Genomic DNA, 20,996 nt, shown 5'->3' on the forward strand with positions numbered 1-20,996 from the left:
GTTTAATTAACAAAAGAAAAATCCAATCCTAATGAACAAAGCTATAACGAAAATTTGCTGTATCGGCGCAGGTTATGTAGGTGGGCCTACAATGGCCGTAATTGCACAAAAGTGTCCGCACATTAAAGTCACTGTTGTTGATTTAAACCAGGCCCGTATAGATGCCTGGAATGATCCAAATACAGAAAACATACCTGTTTATGAGCCTGGCCTGGCAGAGGTCGTAGCAGAAGCAAGAGGCAGAAATTTATTCTTTTCTACCCAAGTTGATGAGGCAATTGCTGACGCCGAGATGATTTTTATATCGGTAAACACACCTACCAAAACTTATGGTACCGGTAAGGGAATGGCCGCCGATCTTAAATATATCGAGCTTTGCGCCAGGCAGATTGCCAGAGTATCAAAGACAGACAAGATAGTTGTTGAAAAATCTACTTTGCCAGTGAGAACTGCTGAAGCTGTGAAAAGTATACTGCAGAACACCGGCAACAATGTTCAATTTCAGATATTGTCTAATCCTGAATTCTTAGCGGAAGGAACAGCAGTGGAAGACCTCCACGCTCCAGATCGTATTTTAATAGGTGGTGATACAACAGAAGAAGGTCAAATAGCTATCCAGGCACTTGTTGACGTTTATGCTAATTGGGTGCCTAAAGAACGTATATTAACTACCAACCTTTGGTCTTCTGAGCTTTCTAAATTAACGGCAAACGCTTTTCTTGCGCAGCGTGTATCATCAATAAACGCATTATCTGAGCTTTGTGAACATACAGGCGCAGATATTTCAGAGGTATCGCGTTCAATCGGTACTGATAGCCGTATTGGCCCGAAGTTCCTTAATGCATCAGTTGGCTTTGGTGGCTCGTGCTTTCAAAAAGACATTCTTAACCTTGTGTATATAGCCCGCTCTTACGGCTTAACACAAGTTGCTGATTACTGGGAACAGGTTATCATCATGAATGATCATCAAAAAAGACGTTTTGCTACTAAAATTGTTAAAACGCTTTACAACACCATTTCAGGCAAAAAGATTGCTTTCCTAGGTTGGGCGTTTAAAAAAGACACCAATGACACCCGCGAATCTGCTGCTATTTATGTTGCTGACGATCTTTTAAACGAGCAGGCAACTATTGCTGTTTACGATCCAAAGGTTGCTGAAGACCAAATATTAGGCGATTTAAACTATTTGGAAACTCGTAAAGCTGAAAAGAATGCAGAGTTGGTGGACGTATATGAAGATGCATACGCCTGCTGCAAAGGCGCCCATGCCATAGCGGTAATGACAGAATGGGATGAGTTTAAAACTTATGACTGGCAACGTATTTACGACAACATGATTAAGCCAGCCTTTTTGTTTGATGGCAGAAATGTGGTCAACAAAAAAGCTCTGACCGAAATTGGTTTTAAGGTTTATAGTATAGGTAAATAAGTCAACAAATAACATTATCACGACTTATTATGATTCAAGCAATTAAGAGCAAACTCTTTTTACTTCTAAACAAAGGCCACGAAAGATCTTCAAAAGCTAAAAAGAATGTTGCTCTTTCATTGTTGTTGAAAGGTGGGAGTATTGCCATTAATTTGCTAATGGTACCGCTCACTATCAACTATGTTAATCCGGAAAAATATGGTATTTGGCTAAGTGTAAGTACAATCGTTTTATGGTTTAACTTTTTTGATATCGGCCTAGGCAATGGGTTACGTAATCAACTGTCTATAGCTATTGCAAATGATGATATTAAGACCGTTAGGAAATTAATAAGTACTGCTTACGCCTCTTTAATCATCATTTCTATAGGGCTGTTTTGTATTTTTTGGATGGTAAATCATCTTGTGAATTATTCATCCATTCTGAACATTTCTGCTAATTATCAAAATGATATTAAGGACTTAATGGGTATCATTTTTGGCTTCTTTTGTATACAATTTGTTTTGCAAATAATTAATTCTATAAACTATGCATTTCAACAATCATCAGCGGTGTCTTTCACGTTATTATTTGGGAGTCTGCTGTCTCTGATATTTATAGTTGTTTTTAAGTATACAACATCAGGCAGCCTTTTAAATTTAGGAATAGCATACTTTTCCGGCACTTTATTATCGCTCATAACAATTAATGTTTATTTCTTTGGATTTAAAAGACCGGATCTAATCCCCTCCTTGAAAGACATCTCTTTCGCGAGCTCTAAAAGTATCATGAATGTAGGTGGTAAGTTTTTTGTCATAAGCATGGCAGGAATCGTTCAATATCAAACAGACAACGTATTAATCAGCAGGTACTTCCATCCCACCAGCGTAACAGAATACAACGTTGCCTATAAGCTATTCAGCGTAATTTTGATGGTGTTTGGCATTGTCATGACCCCTGTATGGAGCGCCGTTACAGAAGCAAAGGTTAAAGGTGATTATAGTTGGATCAAAGCTTTAGAAAAGAATCTTTTTAAAATATGGATGGGTTTTGCAGTTGCTGCAATAATTATCTTATTACTGTCTCCATATATCTTTAACATATGGTTACATAGAATGGTAAAGGTTCACTTCATCACCAGCTTAGGAGTAATGCTTTATGTGCTATCAATGTCCTACGGAATGATTTATGTTCACATCTTAAACGGATTAGGTCGGCTTAAAACTCAATTTTACATCTCTTTAGTAACGATGGTACTATTTATCCCAATGACTTACCTAATAGCTATAAAAATGAATTTAGGCATTTTAGGAATCAGTATCAGTTTAATTATAGCCAATGCCAATGGCCTGCTGGCTGCGCCACTTGAGTTCAAAAAAATTTTTAAAAAGCTTTAAAAATGCGCATTCTTTGGTTCACAAATACACCCTCTTTATTTAACAACCATGTTACCTCAAATAATGGAGGCGGGTGGATCTCTTCATTGGAGGAGTCTATTGTTGATGAGCCTGAGTTAGAACTCGCAATTAGCTTTTTTTCTACTGATAAATCATTCAAAGTAAAACAAAATAAAACTACATATTATCCAATTGCGCTTTACGACAGTTTTTTGAAAAGAACCAAGCACGTGTTATTTTATGAAAAATACGATGCTGTTGAGGTGCAAGCATTCTTGCAGGTGATAGCAGATTTCCAGCCCGATATTATACATATCTTTGGCAGCGAAAAAAGTTTTGGATTAATTTCGTATTATACTAAAATACCTGTAGTCATTCATTTACAGGGTATTTTAATTCCGTACATGAACGCTTGGTTCCCGCCAGGAGTAAGCAACTTTGACTATTTACGTTATGCTGGAATTAAGAACTATATATCTTATATAAAAAAGCTTCGTATCTATAAATTAAATGCTAAACGCGAACATAAGATATTAGCCAACTGCCCAAACTTTATTGGCCGCACCACTTGGGACAACAATGTGGCTGCATTATACAACGGCAAAGCCCGCTACTTCTACTGCAGCGAAATGCTAAGAAGTGCTTTTTACAACGCAGTGCCATGGCAAAATTATGGCACTGAAATCATTGAAATAATCACAACCATATCGCCCAATTTATATAAAGGCTTTGACTTGATCCTTAAAACGGCCAGTCTGTTAAAATCAGTATCGAATGTAAAATTCAGGTGGAAGGTATTCGGGCTTAGTTCCTATACATTTTGGGAAAAAAAATTAAATTTATATGCAAAGGACCTGAACGTTGAGTTACTTGGAATAGCAAACGCCAATGAACTTATCGATGCCATTTTGAGTTCGTCGGTTTTTGTACACCCATCTTATATTGACAACAGCCCAAATAGTGTTTGCGAAGCCCAACTGTTGGGCATTCCGGTAATTGCGACGAATACAGGAGGCTTACCGTCGATCATCAATCATCAGGAAGATGGTTTTCTGGTCCCTGCAAACGACCCGTTTAGTTTATGCAGTGCTATACTTCAACTTCACAAGAACAGAGAATTAGCCAGTACAATAGGAGCAAAAGGCCGTATTACTGCTTTGGCAAGGCACAATAAGGAAACAATTATTAAAGATAACCTAAGTGTTTACAAGGCTCTTTTAAATTGATAAACATGCTATTAAGATATATTTTAAAAGGGTTAAAGCATGTTTATTTTCAACTATCGTTACCAATTTGCTGGGTTATAACGTTTGTTAAATTTAAAATGAATGGCGTAAAATTTCACTCAGACTTTGTAGCTAGAGGGGTACCTATAGTTAACGTGAACTTAAAAGGCCATTTTAACATAGGTAAAAAATTTAGTATGAACAGCGGCAAGTATCACAACATGATAGGCCGGCAGCAACAGTGCTATTTTATTGTAAACGATGGTGGCAGTATAACCATTGGAGACAATGTAGGGGTTAGCTGCATTTCTATTGTAAGCCAACGCAATATTACTATTGGTAACAACGTAAGAATTGGCGGAGGGGTTGCCATATATGATACAGATTTTCATCCTATTGAAGCAGCAAAAAGGCTGAGCCGGGCCGAACACAATAGTAATGTGAATACAGCACCTGTACACATTAGCGATGGAGCATTTATTGGCGCACATGCCATCATCTTAAAAGGTGTAACTATTGGCAAAAATGCTGTAGTTGGTGCCGGGGCTGTGGTTGCCCGTTCTATACCCGACAACGAAATTTGGGCAGGCAACCCCGCAAAACTAATAAAGAAATTATTGTGAATAAAAGAAAGTTAATCCCCTATTTATATTACTTCATTCTAATAGGATCTGTGAGCTTTAGCATGTTCATACAGAGTAAGATTTTCTTATTTAGAATATTGAGTGTTGGTGCAGTTATCGGCTTTTATGTAGTTGCTGCATTGTGTAACGGAGTAATCAGAAGAAAAGGTGGTGCCAATTCTGGTAATAAGTTTATATTGTTATACTTATTTTTTGTTGTTGGTGTCTTAGTTTGGTCTTTGACTCCGGAAACAACTCAGCTAATAACATTATTTACAAACCCTTTAGCATTTTTAGGCTTTTTCATCGCAATTGTCGCACTGTCCATTGAAGATAATTCAATTACAGTTTTAATGAAAATAGCAAAAGTCTCCAATACAATATTCCCGTTAATTGTTTTACTGGATTTATATCTTTTTCGTGGTGAAAAGGCAGTGTTAATTAACGAAGCTTGCTATTTAATACTATTTGAGTTTTTGTTTATAAATGAGCAAAAACCGATTAGAAAAATTTATCTAATCTTGTTGATGCTTTCTATAATATTCATATCAAACTTCTTTGTTGATAGAGCTATTACAATTAGGTTTGCTGGTATTTTTGTACTGTATTATCTGTTTTATATCTTCAAATTTCTTAGAACAAAGATTTTCAAAATAAGTGTACTTGCCGTAACAACGGCCGCGTTAACAATCGTTACTCTATATTTTGAAAAGGTTTTTATTCATGTTACATCACTCATAAAATCAAACTCTGTTAATACTGTAGATACTAGAACTTTTATATTCAATGAGTTTTTTTCTAAGTTTAAAGGAACAGATTGGATAGCTGGTAGAGGTTATTTAGGCACCTACTTCAGTCCTTATTTTTATCATAATAATGCTGAAGGGGGCGATCAGCCAATACGATTCTCAGCTGAAATTGGTATTGTAGATATCTTGCTTAAGGGCGGGCTCATATTACTTGTACCATTTCTTTTCATAATTATAAAAGCTTTAATTGATGGTTTTTTAAATAAGGAATTTAAATCAATGGGGTTTAGATTGTCTATTTTCTTGTTGATGGAGTTCTTCTTATTAAGTATAGATAACTTCGCTGCATTTTCAACACACTACATGTTTATTTGGCTTGCCATAGGAGTAATTTATAACGAGAAAAAAAACAATACAGTGTTTGTGGTAGAAAAAACTAAAGGGTAAGGCAATACCAATGCAAAATAAAGTATACTTTCTTATAGATCCAATACTTAAAGGTAGCCGCCTCCAGCTAACCTACTATTTTATAGAGTCGTTACATCCGTCAGCTGAGGCAATATATTTGTTTACCAGGGTAAATTATCGTGATAAGCATTTCGATGAACTAATAAACCAGAAGTATCCTAAATTGATAATTATTGAAACTGTTGACATTAAGGATGCCTGGATACGATCAATCAAACCAAACGAATTTAAATCTATAGCAAAAGCAATTGTTGAGCAACATAAACTTATTGCTGCGCAAAGGAATGTAACTGTGTTCTTTACTGCTATTGATGATTACTACTTTTCTTTATACTTATATATTAATTGGCTTAAATCCGAAATGGCTTGTAGGTTTGTTTACCTCCGGTACCGTATAAATTTCATGATAGCGGCACCAGCAAGCGCCAAGGAAAAAGTAAAGAATAAGCTACAAAAAATATTGCTTAAACATATTTGTAAAAAGCCCGACCTGCTCTTGATAATGGACGAAAGGGCCATGAACAAACCGGAGATATTTAATTTCTGTGATGTCGACTTTTTACCTGAACCCTGGGAAGGAACGTTTGGCCAAAACTCACGTGAGCAAAGTCGTTTAGTTATGAATTTGCCTGTAGATGATTTTGTTTTCCTTACAATCGGAAAACAAAATAAAAGAAAAGGATTGTTGGATATCCTTAAAGCTTTGGATTATGATAAGGATATTCTAACGCGATCTAAATTTCTAATTGTAGGTAAAATTGAGGATGAGATTTTACAGGAAGCTACAACATTAATTGGACGATTGGGTGAAAACGTCATACAGGTTAATCGTTTTATAGACGAAATGGATTTACCTTATTACTATGACGGTAGCGACTGTATACTTCTTCCATATTCGTTGGATTTTCAGTTTACCAGTGGCGTTTTAACGCGTGCTGCCGCTTCAAACATTCCAGTTATAACTACTAACCACGGGGTAGTGGGGCACCGGGTGCTTGCCAATAAACTGGGTACAACTTATAAAAGCAGCGATTTTGTAAAGCTAAGTGCGTTGCTTAAAGAAATGATTGAAAGTAATAGAACAATAAAAGCAAACCAAAACAAAAACAACCCCGATATTTGGAACGGAAGAATAGATAACTTCAAACAAACATTTAAAAACATCATTGGCTAATGAAAAAAGTTGTAATATCAAATATTTACAGTCCACAAAATATCGGCGATAGGGCTATTATAGAGGGGGTAATTAAGTTTTTAAACAAGAGCTATCCCGATGCAGAAATTGTTTGTCAATCCAAATATTACCATGAGTTCCCCAAATTTACTAATTGGAGGGGCGGCAGGGAACTTATACATGTTCCAACCAGATCCAACGCACTCACAGCCCTGATAACTCCGATATGGGATTATCTTAAATTTTTTGTACTACTTGGCATTTACAAGATCAATAAAAAGTTTTTGCTGAGCTTATTATCTGATAAAAACCCTTTTAAAATAGTGGCCGGCGCAGAACTTGTGGCTGCCGCCGGGGGCAATTATCTATTTTCCGGTAATAAGGCGTTTATAAGCAGAACAATGCTTGTTCATATCTATAACATCTATCTTCCAAAGCTATTAGGAAAAAAGGTTGTGCTCTTCCCTCAAACTATAGGCCCGTTTTACCGCGAATATGAGAGGAAGCTTGTGTGCAAGCTTTTGAACAGAACAGACTTAATCATGCTTCGGGATAAAGAGTCGTACAAGTACCTGCTTGAAAACGGTGTAAACGAATCTAGAATGAAAGTTATCCCGGATATAGCTTTTTATTTGTCGGACGAAACTTTCCGGCCTAAGCCGACCAAATTGATGAAGGTATTAATTACTGTTCTTGATTGGTCATGGGGAGTTGAACTTGCTGTTAAAGAAAAATATGCGAAAACAATTGAAAACTATAAAAGCAATTTTGTAAAAATTATAGACTACTTACAGCTAAACTTAGGCGTGGAGGTTATTATACTGCCCCATGTAACTGTATCAGACAGTAATGACTATATTATATCCAAGGAAATAGCATCTCGGTGCGCATCTCCTGTAGAGGTTGTCCTTAAAACTGAGTTGACAATTAAAGAGATTATAGAGTACTACAAAAACTTTGATTTGATTATTGGTTCACGCATGCATTCTTGCATACTTGGTGTAAGCCAGGGAATTCCTACCATTGGTGTTTCCTATCAACCAAAAACTATTGGGACGTTCAATTTACTAGGGCTTCCAGACTTTGTTGTAAATGGCAACAGCTTTCATTATGACGAATTGCAGGTTTTAGTAGATCGAATAAACAACAACTACGAAGAAACAGTGGATTTGTTTATAAAAACAAGTACAAATACCTATAACAAAATTGACGCTGTTGTAGATGATTACATATTAGTTTAAATAGATTTATTTCAAATTTGTGAAGAGAGGTTTGATTTATGCCTTATCTAAATAGTTAATGAAAGTATTATTAATCCACACCCACTATTTACAAAAAGGAGGTGAAGATTTAGTTGTTGAACAAGAGTTTAACATGCTGAAAAACACGTGCACTGTTGAGCGTCTGATTTTTAAGAATAAGCCGGGTCTGTTAGGTGCAATTCAATTCTTATTATCTATCTACAACCCTTTTTCGCTTTCAACAGTAAAAAAAAAAATAAAGGAATTTAAACCGGATATAGTTCATCTTCATAACTTTCACTATGCATTGGGCCCTGCTGTTATTAATACTATTAAAAGATTAGGGGTGCCATTAGTTTATACTATTCACAATTATCGTATATTATGCCCGTCAACCTATTTACTCCATAACAATAAACTATTTACAGAAAGTTTAAAAGGTGGTTTTCCTTGGGCAGCAGTAAAGTATAAAGTTTACCGCAACTCATATATACAAACGTTTTGGACTGCTTTCACATATTATGTTCACAATGTAGCAGGCACGTGGAAAAAAATAGATAAGGTAATAGTACTTACAGATTTTGTAAAATCCCTATATTCCAACTCTAAGGTTAATATTGACAACGAAAAATTAATTGTAAAGCCAAACTTTTTAAGAGAGCCCGAAGCCCATTTAGAAGTCCGGAGCGAAAGTTTTTTATTCATCGGCAGACTGTCAGATGAGAAAGGAGTTAACTTGCTTCTAGAAACTTTTGCCAAAACAAACCTTGAATTGAAGATTGCCGGGGACGGACCTCTGAAGTCGAAAGTACTTGACTATTGTAATAAACATACAAACATTACCTATCTGGGAGTTTTAAATTCCAAGGATGTGTTAAAGGAAATGACAACTTGTTCTGCGTTATTATTTCCTTCAATATGGTTTGAAGGGATGCCCATGACACTGCTTGAGGCCTTTGCAACAGGTACTGTTCCTATTGTGAGTAAACTAGGATCAATGGAGTCAATGATCACCGCACACCAAAACGGCTTGTTTTTCGATGCTAATAACAGCGACTCACTATTAACCCAATTAGTTTATTGGCAATCACTAAGTTTAGAGGGCAAAAATATGATGCGAAATAAAGCGCGCGCCACGTTTGATGATTATTACACCGAAGAAAAAAACACACGTTTTTTGCAAGACATTTATAATAAACTTTTAATTAAAAATGCAAAAAAGATATTATAAATACGTGTACAATTTGGTGAGTTTTATGGGTAAGTTTCACCCACTTTACATCACGATTTTTACTTTACTTGTATTTTCTTCTTTTCAAAACCCCAAGGAATTTTACATTTTTGTTTCTCCTAAAGGTAGCGACCTAAATAGCGGAAGTATCACCTCCCCTTTCCGCACTATTCACAAAGCTAAGGAAGTAGTAAGAACACTAAGGTCGAAAGCATCGTACAGCAAAATAACGATTTATTTAAGAGAAGGTGTATATCAAATCGATAAGCCCATAATATTTTCTGATGCTGACGGAGGCACTGATGTTTGTGCCATAGTTTATGCTGCGTACAAGAATGAAAACGTTATTATATCCGGAGGTAAGCAAATAACCTCGAAGTGGATTAAAATTGACAACACGCGTAACATCTGGAAAGTAACGCTACCACCGTCAACACCCAATGTAAATCAACTTTTCGCAAACGGCCGACGAGTAGATCAAAGTTCCTCGCCCATGCTTTTTACTGCAGGTCCAATTGATCAATACAAAAATATTATCAATATTACAGTACGTAATAATTTCGGAGAGTCCCAGAATTTAAAAACAAAAGATTTACTGCCATTTTGCAGCTTTGCTTATCAGTCAAACGATTTAGATTACTTAAATAAAAGCGATATTAATAATATTGAAGTAATATTATATCAGAGTTGGGATTGTTCATGGCATACGGTTTCCAATATCGATAAAGCAACAAGGTCCGTCTATTTGAAATCTCCTGCTCATTTCCCGGTAGGATTATTTTCGAATATCAACAGATATTACGTCAAGAATTCATCGAAGGATTTGAAGATTGATAACTGGTGTTATGACAAAATTAATAAGCTGCTATTATTTAGATCATCGAACAAGCAAAATCCAAATGCTATTTCTTTCACCTACCCAACGGTTGACGAATTAATTGTAATTGCCAGTGACAAAGGCGATGCAGAAAAAGTGAAGAATTTATCGTTTTACAACTTAAACTTCATGTATACAATGTCGCCCCGAGGCTTCAATATAGATAGCGGCTTTGTTAGGAATTCATCTAAATCTAGTAGGTTAGCGTTGGATCTCAAATCTGGTTACACAGGCAACCAGGCCGCTTATAATTGCGGTCAGGCAATAAAAATTATCAACTCAAAAGGCATTCAATTCAGTAACTGCAGCTTTGCACATCTGGGCGCTTATGCCATAAATGCTGACAAGTATAGCGACACCATCAATATTAAAAACTCAGCTTTTTACGATTTAGGCGGCGGGGGCATAGTTTTAGGTTACTACCAAACAGGAGCTGTTGGTCAGGGTATACCGCCGTCAAGTACAGGTAACACAATAGAGTACTGCCAGGTACATGATATTGGTAAAATACATCCTTCGTCAGTAGGAATTGGCATCATGAATGTAAATAACTCAAAAATTTCAAATAACGAAATCTATAATGGCGGTTATTCCGGAATAAGTAGTGGTTGGGTATGGGGTTTCGGAAAAAGTTACACGTATGCAAATAAAATTGTTCATAATAAAATTCATGATGTTATGAGGGTACTCGCAGATGGTGGTGGAATTTATACACTTGGTAAACAAACAAGCACCGTTATCAAAGGGAACAAAATTTATAATATCAGAAGATCGAAGTTTGCTGTCGGCAGTTTTAATAATGGCGTTTTTTTTGACGAAGGCTCTTCTGATATAATGGTGGATAGCAACATTATCTTCAATATACAAAATCAAAAAATGAGGTTTAACAAAACAGACTCAACTAAATTGCTGTGGCAACGTGACAGTTTTAAATAACTTTAAATAAACCAACAAATACAATCTACCTATTGCTCAATCAATGGAATTAAGTTAATATGTGCTATACTATATAAATTACATTTTTTTTATAAAACGAGTAAAAAAAATGATAACTTTATTGCACACATTTACCCTTATGCAAAAAGTTGATATTTTTGGTGTGAAATACTCAGTTACTAACTATGAAGACGCATCAACTCACATAATCGCTAAGGCAAAAGCAAACCAGTCATTTGGAGTGTCAGCGTTGGCGGTTCACGGCCTTATAGAATGCTATAACAATCCAGAATTAAGAGATAAAGTTAACAAACTGGAGTTAATTGTTCCTGATGGTCAACCAGTAAAATGGGCGATGAATAGTTTTCATAAAGCTCAATTATCAGACAGGGTTTATGGACCTACTTTAACGTTAGAGGTGTTAAAGAAAGCTAATAAAGAACAACTTTCAGTTTATCTTTATGGAAGCAAACAAACTACCTTAGATGCATTTGAGAAAAACATAAATACTTGGTTTCCCAATATAAAAATAGCAGGAATTCATCCAGACCGGTTTAGGAATGCTACTTCCGAAGAAGATTTACAAGATATAGAGAAAATTAATAAATCAGGTGCAAATATTGTTTTAGTAGGAAGAGGCTGCCCCAGACAAGAGATTTGGGTGTCAGAGCACCTGGGCAAAGTAAACGCTGCAATGATGGCAGTTGGTGCAGCCTTTGATTTTCATGCAGGCACATTAAAACAAGCTCCATCTTGGATGCAAGACAACGGACTTGAATGGCTATTTCGTCTGATAAGTGAACCACAACGGCTTTGGAAACGCTATTTATTTACAAACTCGAAATTTGTAGCGCTTTTCTTAGGAAAAAAATTAAATATAATTAACTAAATACAAGTAATATGAACATTGTATTAATTACAGGCTCTGCTGGCTTAATAGGAAGTGAGTCGGTCTCATTTTTTGCTGACAAATTTGATTTGGTAGTCGGGATAGACAATAACTTACGTCAATATTTTTTTGGTGCTGAAAGTAGTACGGAATGGAATAGAAGCCGCTTAGCAGACACGCACTCAAATTATAGACATTACAGTGCAGATATTAGGAACATCGATGAATTAAGCCCAATTTTCGAGGAGTATAAATCAGATATTAAGTTAGTAGTACATACAGCTGCTCAGCCTAGTCACGACTGGGCTGCTAGAGAGCCATTTACAGATTTTTCAGTAAATGCTAATGGGACATTGAATATGCTAGAACTTACTAGGCAAAATTGCCCTGAAGCCGTGTTCATATTTACATCGACAAACAAAGTTTACGGCGACAATCCTAACTACTTACCTTTAATAGAAACGGAAACTCGCTGGGAAATTGCAGAAGATCATATATATTACAAGAATGGAATTGACGAAAACTTAAGTATTGATCATACAAAACACTCACTTTTTGGTGCTTCTAAAGTAGCCGCAGACGTATTGGTTCAAGAATATGGCAGGTATTTTGGTATGAAAACTGGAGTTTTCAGAGGAGGATGTTTAACTGGTCCAAATCATTCGGGAGCACAATTGCACGGTTTTTTGTCTTATTTAATGAAGTGCGCTATCACTGGTAATCATTACACTATTTTTGGCTACAAAGGTAAACAGGTTAGGGATAACATTCATAGCTTTGATTTGGTTAACATGTTTTGGCACTTCTATCAAAATCCTAGAGCTGGTGAAGTTTACAATGCTGGTGGTGGAAGGTACGCGAACTGTTCTATGCTGGAAGCAATAAAAATTTGCGAGGAAATTTCTGGTAATAAAATGGACTACAGCTACTCTGAAACAAATAGAATAGGAGATCATATTTGGTACGTTAGTGATTTATCTAAGTTTATTAATCACTACCCTTCGTGGTACTGGACCTACGATTTAACAGCTACGCTTGCCCAAATTCATGATAGCATGTTATTAAGAATGGCACATTAACTGTTCAATATTATAAATGGCAACTTCGAAATAGTTTAATTAACTCAACTCCTACAATTATAACACTTGTTCTAACATGTCAAAAAAAATCGCCCTAGTTACTGGCATCACCGGACAGGATGGTGCTTATTTAGCTGATCTATTATTATCTAAAGGCTATGAGGTACATGGCATAAAACGCCGTAGTTCCCTATTTAATACGGATAGGATAGATCATATCTATCACGATCCGCATGATGAAGATCAACGGTTTGTTCTACATTACGGCGATCTTTCTGATTCAACAAATCTTATACGTATCATACAACAGGTACAGCCTGATGAAATTTACAATCTCGGTGCAATGTCTCACGTTAAAGTTAGCTTTGACACACCTGAGTATACCGCTAATGCAGATGGAATTGGCACGTTACGAATATTAGAGGCTGTACGTTTGCTTAATTTAACTAAGAAGACTAAAATATATCAAGCTTCTACCTCTGAACTTTACGGCTTGGTGCAGGCTGTTCCACAGTCTGAAACTACACCATTTTACCCACGTTCACCTTACGCAGTAGCTAAGCTTTATGCGTATTGGATAACTGTCAATTATCGGGAAGCATATAATATGTTCGCCTGCAATGGAATTTTGTTTAATCACGAAAGCCCTTTGCGAGGTGAAACCTTTGTTACCAGGAAAATTACCCGTGCAGTTGCTAAGATAGCCATGAAGCTGCAGGATAAATTATACTTGGGTAACTTAGATGCGCAACGAGATTGGGGGCATGCAAAAGATTACGTTGAAGCTATGTATCTTATCTTGCAGCAAGATATCGCGGAAGATTTTGTGATCGCAACTGGCGTTACCACAACAGTACGCGAGTTTGTACGCCTTGCATTTGCGGAAGTAGGCATTGAAGTTGAATTTAAAGGCACAGGTGAAAACGAAAAAGGGTATGTAGTCAAATGTTCTAAGCCTGAATTTCAACTACAGGCAGGCGCTGAAGTAGTCTCTGTTGACTCAAAATACTTCAGACCAACAGAAGTGGAATTATTAATAGGAGATCCGACCAAATCAAATGAAAAATTGGGCTGGAAACCTAAATATGATTTGCAAGCTTTGGTAAAAGAAATGGTTGCTGCAGACGTAGAGTTATTCCAGAGAGAGAAATTATTAAAGGATTCAGGATACCAGATAAAAAATCAATTCGAATAATCCAGTAAATGTCAAAGCTAGACGAAGCTTATGTTTATGGACATGATGAAATAGTGCGTTCCGCACTTATTAACTTAGGTGAAAGCGAATTAATATAAAATGAACGCCAATTTGTGTATTTAATATTAAGATATAGGTCTAAACCTTAGTATCAAATAGGACATTTTATTACTCAACACAGCTAGGTACTAAACATGGAGTTAAGATATAAATATCGGTTTAATTTCTTCCGTTTTATCAACGAAGTCATTCTACTGACTATCAGTTTTGTGCTCTCATTTTACATATTAAACAGGGTTTATCATAGAGATTTTATAATGATAAACATATGGATGCTGCCTTTGCTTGTTATTGGATGGTATTTTTCTTCACGTTCCACAAAATCTTCTGACGACTTTAATTCAAAATCATATACCGCAACTTTATACAAAATTGCCAACAGCATTTTTGTTCAGTTTTGCCTGGTCATTTTATTCTTTTTCACCTCACATCAAACTTATAATACTAAACGTTTTTTACTCTTTTATATTATATTGTTAGGTATACTGGTACCGCTGGAAAAACTTTTATATAAAAAGACTCTTTTATACTTACATAAAAAAGGTGTTAATAGAAAACGAATACTCATAGTTGGAGGTGGAAGAACGGGTATGCAGTTTTCTGATATAATCACTAAAAACGATCATCTCGGTTATGAAATTATCGGATTTCTCGATGATGAGAAGAAAAGTCATCTTAACGGCCAGTACTTGGGTCCTACAAGTAAAATAGATGAGTACCTTGCTTCAGGAACCCCTGAGTTTGATGAAGTTGTAGTGGCTCTTCCGAATAGCGCGCACAATAAAATAAAACATATAGCTAGTGTAGTTGGAAGGAACACTATTAAATTACGGATAATACCAGCATACCACGAGTTAATAAACTCGCAATATAATGTGAGTATATTTAACGGCTTTCCCATGATAACTCTAAGGCATGAGCCTTTAGACGAACTTCATTTAAGAGTAATCAAACGTCTTTTCGATATTGTATTTAGTTTTTTAGTATTGATCCTGGTATGCTCTTGGTTGTTCCCGTTAATAGCCTTGGCAATTAAACTTACTTCTAAGGGTCCAATATTTTTTGTTCAGGAGCGTTGGGGAAAGAAAAACAGAAAAATTAAATGCTACAAGTTTCGTTCAATGTATGTGCGCTCCAGAGATGTTGACGAGGTTAGTGGAAAATATCAGCAGGCCAAAAAAAATGATCCTCGGATAACCAAAATAGGTGGATTTTTAAGGAAGTCAAACCTGGATGAATTTCCACAATTTTTCAATGTTTTTTTTGGTGACATGTCTGTAGTTGGTCCTCGCCCGCACCCCACCCCCTTGAACCTGGAATCAAAGGAACTAATAGACAATTATCTTGTTCGTCATTTGGTAAAACCGGGTATTACCGGATGGGCACAAGTAAATGGTTTTAGGGGGGAAACAAGCGATCCATCTTTAATGAAGGCACGTGTAAACTATGACATTTGGTACATTGAAAATTGGAGTTTACTGCTGGACTTAAAAATCATCTTTTTAACTTTTTGGAAAACCATCGTTGGTGATAAAAACGCATTTTGATTCGCTGTATTTAGTAACTCCACTCCAAATTATACTACGGTAAATCACATTATCGGTTATCTTAAATAAGACCGGATTGCTAAAAACACAAAAAAAGTATAATTTAGCGCAACGAAAGCCGATACATGCCTTTTCATTTAAGTGTTTAACAATCTTTAAGAATTACGTGTTGTAAGTTCTTAATAACATAGATTCGTTCCGCAACTAACAAAATGGATGTATAACCAGCATCACCAATAGTAGTTCCGCTAATAATTAGGTGTATGTTGCTGTTTATAAAAAGATTTTAGTTAATTACGTCTAAATGGTGCATCGCTACTCAGCATTTATTAAAACTGTAAATCTTATTGTCGATTACGTAGTCCTAAATATCGGCATGGTGTTGGCCTACTATATCGAAGTACATAAATTTGAAATTTGGCCCCCCAGCCAACATGCACTTCCAATTGTTTTAGTATTTAATTTAACCTGGCTTTTGTCTGCAAACCTTACAAGATTATACAGCGAGGTATTAAACAAAGACTCGGTAAATACATTTAGAAATATCGCTAAAACTTACTTAATATTCGTTGCGCTCATCGCTATTATAGCTTTAGTGATAGGGGTAAAGGCATACCGTATTACTAATATGTACTTAGTTGTGTCTTCGGTACTGTTTGGAGTTTTATTATGTTCATGGAAATTGGTGTTCCTTGGCATTCGCAAGAGTAATCGTGCATCATTATTCGATTCTAGAAAAGTTGTTATAATTGGTAGCGGTCGCATCAGCAATGATCTGTATAATTTTTTCATAGGGAATCCAGATAGAGGGTATAAATTAATGGGCTTTTTTGATGATAACTATTATGATACTGAAGCTAACGATCTTTATTTAGGATCAATAAATGAGTGTATTGCATACTCCTTAAAACATAACGTAGCAGAAATATTTTGTGCACTGCCGGTATTGGAGTCAAAAAAAATTGAAAAGCTTTTAGGAGAAGCAGAAAAGAATCTAATACGGTTTAGAATAGTGCCAGAGTATTATGATTACGGTATAAAGCCTGTATTAGTTCAGAGTTTTGGAAATATCCCTGTCATATCCGTACGAACAGAACCTCTCGAGAACTTGCTTAATAGATTTTGCAAAAGACTTTTTGATATCTGTTTTTCGCTGTTTATAATAATATTCGTTTTCAGTTGGATTTACCCCATCTTGGCGATCTTGATAAAGCTCGGCTCCAAAGGTCCGGTATTGTTTAAACAACTACGTTCTGGAAGGGACAATAATCCTTTTTGGTGTTATAAGTTTAGGAGTATGCTGATAAATAGCGATAGCGACAGCAAGCAAGCTGTGAGAAATGATAAACGAGTTACCAGAATTGGGGCATTTATGCGACGAACTAGTATTGATGAGTTACCACAATTTTTTAATGTTTTAATTGGGAACATGTCAACAGTTGGTCCAAGGCCACATATGTTGAGCCATACCATACAATATTCAAAGCTAATTGACAGATTTATGGTAAGACATTTTCTTAAGCCAGGTATTACCGGATGGGCCCAGGTAAAAGGTCTTAGGGGCGAGACATTATCTACCGAGATGATGCTTAAGAGAGTTGAAGCAGATGTGTGGTACTTAGAAAACTGGTCGTTCCTTTTAGATCTTAAAATAATTTTCCTAACTGTTTGGAACAGTATTCGCGGTGATGAAAAGGCTTTTTAGCTATAATTTATCCCAACCGGTGGTATTATATCGCCCATGCCAAAACTTCATCATCAGAGAGCCAATCACACCTGAAGGCTTTCTTTCTTTAGACATAATTTTGTTTAACGCATCAATTAAATTATACTCCATGTTAGAGTAACTCATCGTGTCAATAATTTCTAAAGATTTTCTGCTCATACTTACTTTCAAACTTTGTTCGGCTGTTACAAACTTTAATATGCTACGAGCAATATCCTGAATATCAAAAGCATTAAAACTGTATCCATTTATCCCTTCCTGTAGTAAATCTTCAGTCGCATTTATAGTCTTACTTAATAAAACTGGTAGGCCGGCAGCCATCGCTTCATTAACAACTAACCCCCACGTTTCAGAAAAACTAGGCAATACAAATGCACTTGCACTTTGTAGATATTGCGGAAGTTGGGTGTTAGGTATAGCCTTTTTCAATTGTACAGTTTGCAGCTGCAAATCCTTTATTTTTTGTGAAAGATTTTCCCGTTCAGGTCCGTCACCTACAATCAACAACTGATAACCTGTATTTTCTCCCTCAACAATTTGCCAGGCCGTAAGAAGTCCAGTCAAATTTTTTATTGGTACCAGGCGAGCCACACAAATTATTGTGTTACCTAATCTCTTTTCGACGGGAATACCATTAAAAACCTCATTGTTTATAGTAGCAAATCCATAAAAGAGCATTAAGCCTTTTTTTTGAAACTTCTCGAAGTCTCTATTGTAACTGGCCGAGGGTAGCCACAGCGCATCTGCCTCCCCTATCATCACGTTTTTTACATACTGCACTAAAAAATTACGTTTTACTTGCGACGGTTTCGCATCATCAAACATAATAAACCTTTTAAGTGCCTTTTTAGCCCATGCAATACCCAGCGCACCAGCATAAAAAACAATCGAGGGACCAATTACAACATCTGCTTGCAAAATGTCGAGACGATCAAAGACAGCGTTCTTTATATATCTTTTATTTAACTCCGGTGCGCTCTGCTGAGGAAACAAACACCACCACCATTCATTATTGCTTTCTGCCTCATCAAACGTATAAGGAGATCCTTTGCCAAAAAGTTCTATAGCATAAAGTTCAATGCCCCGATCTTCCAATGAATTACGCAAGTATATAAGTCTGCTTTTCCAATATACCCTAAAATCGTTATTTATGATTACAACCTTCAATTGTCAACTTTCTTAAAATTATCCCAGATGAAAGGAAAAAGTGTTTTCATCCATAATTTAATTATTGCCCCACTATAATCAGCCGGGAAATGCTTTTTGATGTAAAATAAATACTCGTGATAAGCCAGGCCTTTAACGCTATATAAGTAATTAACGCGTTGCCTTAGGCTGTGCTTACCTGACAGCCAATTGGGACCATGGTCATCTTCACAAAAGCCATAATAGCCAGGAGCTAATAGAACTTTAATTCCTGCCTTAAAAGCTGTAAGAGTATAATCGTAGTCTGCAAGATAGTGAGTATATGCTCCATCAAATATCCCAACTTTACGAACCACAGCTGCACCAACCAAAAAAACATTAGCATTACCCAGGTGACACGGTTTCAAAACTTGTTCATCAGGTTTAACAAGGTAATAACCAGCGTGATTGAGCCGATTTAGCAGATGGCCGCCGTACGTAATCTTTTTAGTGATAGAACTTAATGTTGAGCCTATTAAGATGCTTTCAGGACCAGCTAATTGGTAACTAGCTATTAAACGCTTTAGAGATCCTTCTATCAGGATTACGTCGTCATTACACAATAAGAAAAGATCATACTTTTTTTGATCCAACGCATGTTTCCATAACACCCGCATTCCGCCAGCCCAGAATAAATTGCCGGTACCGTTGATGATCCTGACTTCAGGATAAATTGCTTTTACAGCATCACTGGTCCCGTCGGTTGATCCGTCATCAAGCAAATAAACATCCCAGCTGTCAGCAGAAAATGTTATCTCTTTATGTAAGCTATCTAAAAAGCCCAGAGTTTTTTTCTTCCTGTTGTGGCAACTTATAAGAACTGCACAATTAAAATCAAATCCTTCCATAAGCATACTCGGATTCATTCTCCTCGTCATTCAGAGGACCATTTAACGACCTTTGCTTTGGCTGGATAAATAACAGCATCATAACTATCGGCAAAAACAAAATGGGTTCACCAAAACTTAACACCAAAAGAATCAAAATACAGTAGCCTATATTCTCCCATCTTAAAACATATGGCTTACAAAACCGAACATACCTGATCAATAGATAAAGCAAACCTATAAGACCAAACTTTGCAAGAAAATCAAATACGCCATTGGATATATTAACAGTATAAGATTTATTAAGTACCTCATTATACCTGTTACTAACGCCTGTAATAAGTTTAGCGCCGAACTGATCATAAATGTAAACCATACTGGAAAACCGATTAAGCGGTATTTCCATTCTGTTATGATGGTAATACTTCTCCAATACTTTTAATCGATTTAGATCGCGCATGTCCTCTTTGTAAGTATCAACAATTTTGTCTCCAAGAAAAGGGATGAACACAAAAGCAAGTATTAGAGCCGGGACAAGGAGCAATACATAGATATTAACCTTCGGCGATCTAAAACGATAAGCCATAAAAAACAAAACTATTAGTCCGAGATAGTTTGTAGTTGAAAAGGTGGTGATGTTTGCTATTATTAAAATGATGGCTACCTTGTCGAACCTAAACTTATTAAGAAAGAAGTGAAACATTAATGTGATAACCAAAAAGCACCCGAATGCCCCAGGTTCCCAAACAAACCCCGAGTTGCTAAAGTCATGAAACCCTTGAGTGAACGTAAAGAACAGAATATTAGAATACCCTGGTATTGTATTACCAGTTGGAAAGTTAAGGGCGGAGAATGCTTTAAACATGGCCTCTCCAGATATAAGTTGCAAAGCATAGAAAACAAATGACAGTAATGTCAAGTGGGTCATCACTTTTACGATGTTTGCTAACAGCTTTTCTTTTAAAACAACGCAAATAAGGAAACTTAATAAAACATATTTCAAGAGGAATAAAAAGTCGCTTAAAAGAAAATCTGTTTCTAAATCATTCACAACTAAGAACCTAAAGCAAACAAATACAATGAACGCGGCAGCAAAGATCAAAAACGAAATAATTGATTTCTTAGTAAATTCCTTACGATTAACAGCCACTACAAGTA

Annotated in this window: 17 protein-coding genes; 14 read left to right on the forward strand and 3 right to left on the reverse strand. The window is 36.2% G+C overall.

Translation table 11 applies throughout. The features are described 5' to 3' along the window. The first annotated feature begins 31 nt into the window (after window positions 1-31). From DYU05_RS09225 to DYU05_RS09290, 14 genes are all read left to right on the forward strand, one after another. Window positions 32-1,429 carry a UDP-glucose 6-dehydrogenase gene (locus tag DYU05_RS09225; protein ID WP_117382655.1) on the forward strand — a complete coding sequence of 466 codons (1,398 nt, stop codon included), beginning with the start codon at window positions 32-34 and terminating at the stop codon, window positions 1,427-1,429. A 29-nt stretch (window positions 1,430-1,458) separates the two neighbouring features. Beyond that, a complete protein-coding gene (locus DYU05_RS09230) occupies window positions 1,459-2,805 on the forward strand; it encodes a lipopolysaccharide biosynthesis protein (RefSeq protein WP_133300203.1) in 1,347 nt (448 codons plus the stop codon). 2 nt (window positions 2,806-2,807) lie between these two features. Next, window positions 2,808-4,031: a glycosyltransferase gene (locus tag DYU05_RS09235; protein WP_117382657.1), complete on the forward strand. Its 1,224-nt coding sequence runs from the start codon at window positions 2,808-2,810 to the stop codon at window positions 4,029-4,031. Window positions 4,032-4,129: 98 nt separating this feature from the next. Next, window positions 4,130-4,654 (forward strand): acyltransferase, encoded by a 525-nt coding sequence (locus tag DYU05_RS09240; RefSeq protein WP_165852035.1) that lies wholly within the window; start codon window positions 4,130-4,132, stop codon window positions 4,652-4,654. Between the two features lie 62 nt (window positions 4,655-4,716). Continuing rightward, window positions 4,717-5,850, forward strand: coding sequence for a hypothetical protein (locus DYU05_RS09245; protein ID WP_117382659.1), 1,134 nt, complete (start codon window positions 4,717-4,719; stop codon window positions 5,848-5,850). A gap of 10 nt (window positions 5,851-5,860) precedes the next feature. Continuing rightward, on the forward strand, window positions 5,861-7,045 hold the full coding sequence (locus tag DYU05_RS09250; protein ID WP_117382660.1) for a glycosyltransferase: 1,185 nt from the start codon (window positions 5,861-5,863) through the stop codon (window positions 7,043-7,045). Further along, window positions 7,045-8,286, forward strand: a complete 1,242-nt coding sequence (locus DYU05_RS09255; protein WP_117382661.1) for a polysaccharide pyruvyl transferase family protein — start codon at window positions 7,045-7,047, stop codon at window positions 8,284-8,286. The genes DYU05_RS09250 and DYU05_RS09255 overlap by 1 nt, the downstream gene beginning before the upstream one ends. 58 nt (window positions 8,287-8,344) lie before the next feature. Next, window positions 8,345-9,517 (forward strand): glycosyltransferase family 4 protein, encoded by a 1,173-nt coding sequence (locus DYU05_RS09260; protein WP_117382662.1) that lies wholly within the window; start codon window positions 8,345-8,347, stop codon window positions 9,515-9,517. 25 nt (window positions 9,518-9,542) lie between these two features. Continuing rightward, window positions 9,543-11,330: a right-handed parallel beta-helix repeat-containing protein gene (locus DYU05_RS09265; RefSeq protein ID WP_165852036.1), complete on the forward strand. Its 1,788-nt coding sequence runs from the start codon at window positions 9,543-9,545 to the stop codon at window positions 11,328-11,330. Window positions 11,331-11,469: 139 nt separating this feature from the next. Continuing rightward, window positions 11,470-12,219 (forward strand): WecB/TagA/CpsF family glycosyltransferase, encoded by a 750-nt coding sequence (locus DYU05_RS09270; RefSeq protein WP_117382664.1) that lies wholly within the window; start codon window positions 11,470-11,472, stop codon window positions 12,217-12,219. Between the two features lie 11 nt (window positions 12,220-12,230). After that, the gene (locus DYU05_RS09275) at window positions 12,231-13,298 is read left to right on the forward strand and encodes an NAD-dependent epimerase/dehydratase family protein (protein WP_117382665.1); all 1,068 of its coding nucleotides are present in this window, start codon (window positions 12,231-12,233) and stop codon (window positions 13,296-13,298) included. 76 nt (window positions 13,299-13,374) lie between these two features. Further along, complete coding sequence (gene gmd, locus DYU05_RS09280; protein WP_117382666.1) at window positions 13,375-14,493, forward strand: GDP-mannose 4,6-dehydratase; 1,119 nt, start codon at window positions 13,375-13,377, stop codon at window positions 14,491-14,493. Between the two features lie 194 nt (window positions 14,494-14,687). Further along, window positions 14,688-16,100, forward strand: a complete 1,413-nt coding sequence (locus DYU05_RS09285; RefSeq protein WP_117382667.1) for an undecaprenyl-phosphate glucose phosphotransferase — start codon at window positions 14,688-14,690, stop codon at window positions 16,098-16,100. Between the two features lie 304 nt (window positions 16,101-16,404). Next, a complete protein-coding gene (locus DYU05_RS09290) occupies window positions 16,405-17,805 on the forward strand; it encodes an undecaprenyl-phosphate glucose phosphotransferase (RefSeq protein WP_117382668.1) in 1,401 nt (466 codons plus the stop codon). On the opposite strand, the gene DYU05_RS09295 is transcribed toward DYU05_RS09290, so the two are convergent. The 3 genes from DYU05_RS09295 to DYU05_RS09305 are packed head-to-tail and all read right to left on the reverse strand — an operon-like array spanning window position 17,806 to window position 20,703. Continuing rightward, window positions 17,806-18,933: a glycosyltransferase gene (locus tag DYU05_RS09295; RefSeq protein WP_133300205.1), complete on the reverse strand. Its 1,128-nt coding sequence runs from the start codon at window positions 18,931-18,933 to the stop codon at window positions 17,806-17,808. Between the two features lie 56 nt (window positions 18,934-18,989). Then, complete coding sequence (locus DYU05_RS09300) at window positions 18,990-19,859, reverse strand: glycosyltransferase family 2 protein (RefSeq protein ID WP_117383003.1); 870 nt, start codon at window positions 19,857-19,859, stop codon at window positions 18,990-18,992. Next, window positions 19,846-20,703: an O-antigen ligase family protein gene (locus DYU05_RS09305; RefSeq protein WP_133300206.1), complete on the reverse strand. Its 858-nt coding sequence runs from the start codon at window positions 20,701-20,703 to the stop codon at window positions 19,846-19,848. Before DYU05_RS09305 ends, DYU05_RS09300 begins: the two co-directional genes overlap by 14 nt. Window positions 20,704-20,996 lie beyond the last annotated feature (293 nt).

The sequence above is a fragment of the Mucilaginibacter terrenus genome (assembly GCF_003432065.1).
Lineage (GTDB): Bacteria > Bacteroidota > Bacteroidia > Sphingobacteriales > Sphingobacteriaceae > Mucilaginibacter > Mucilaginibacter terrenus.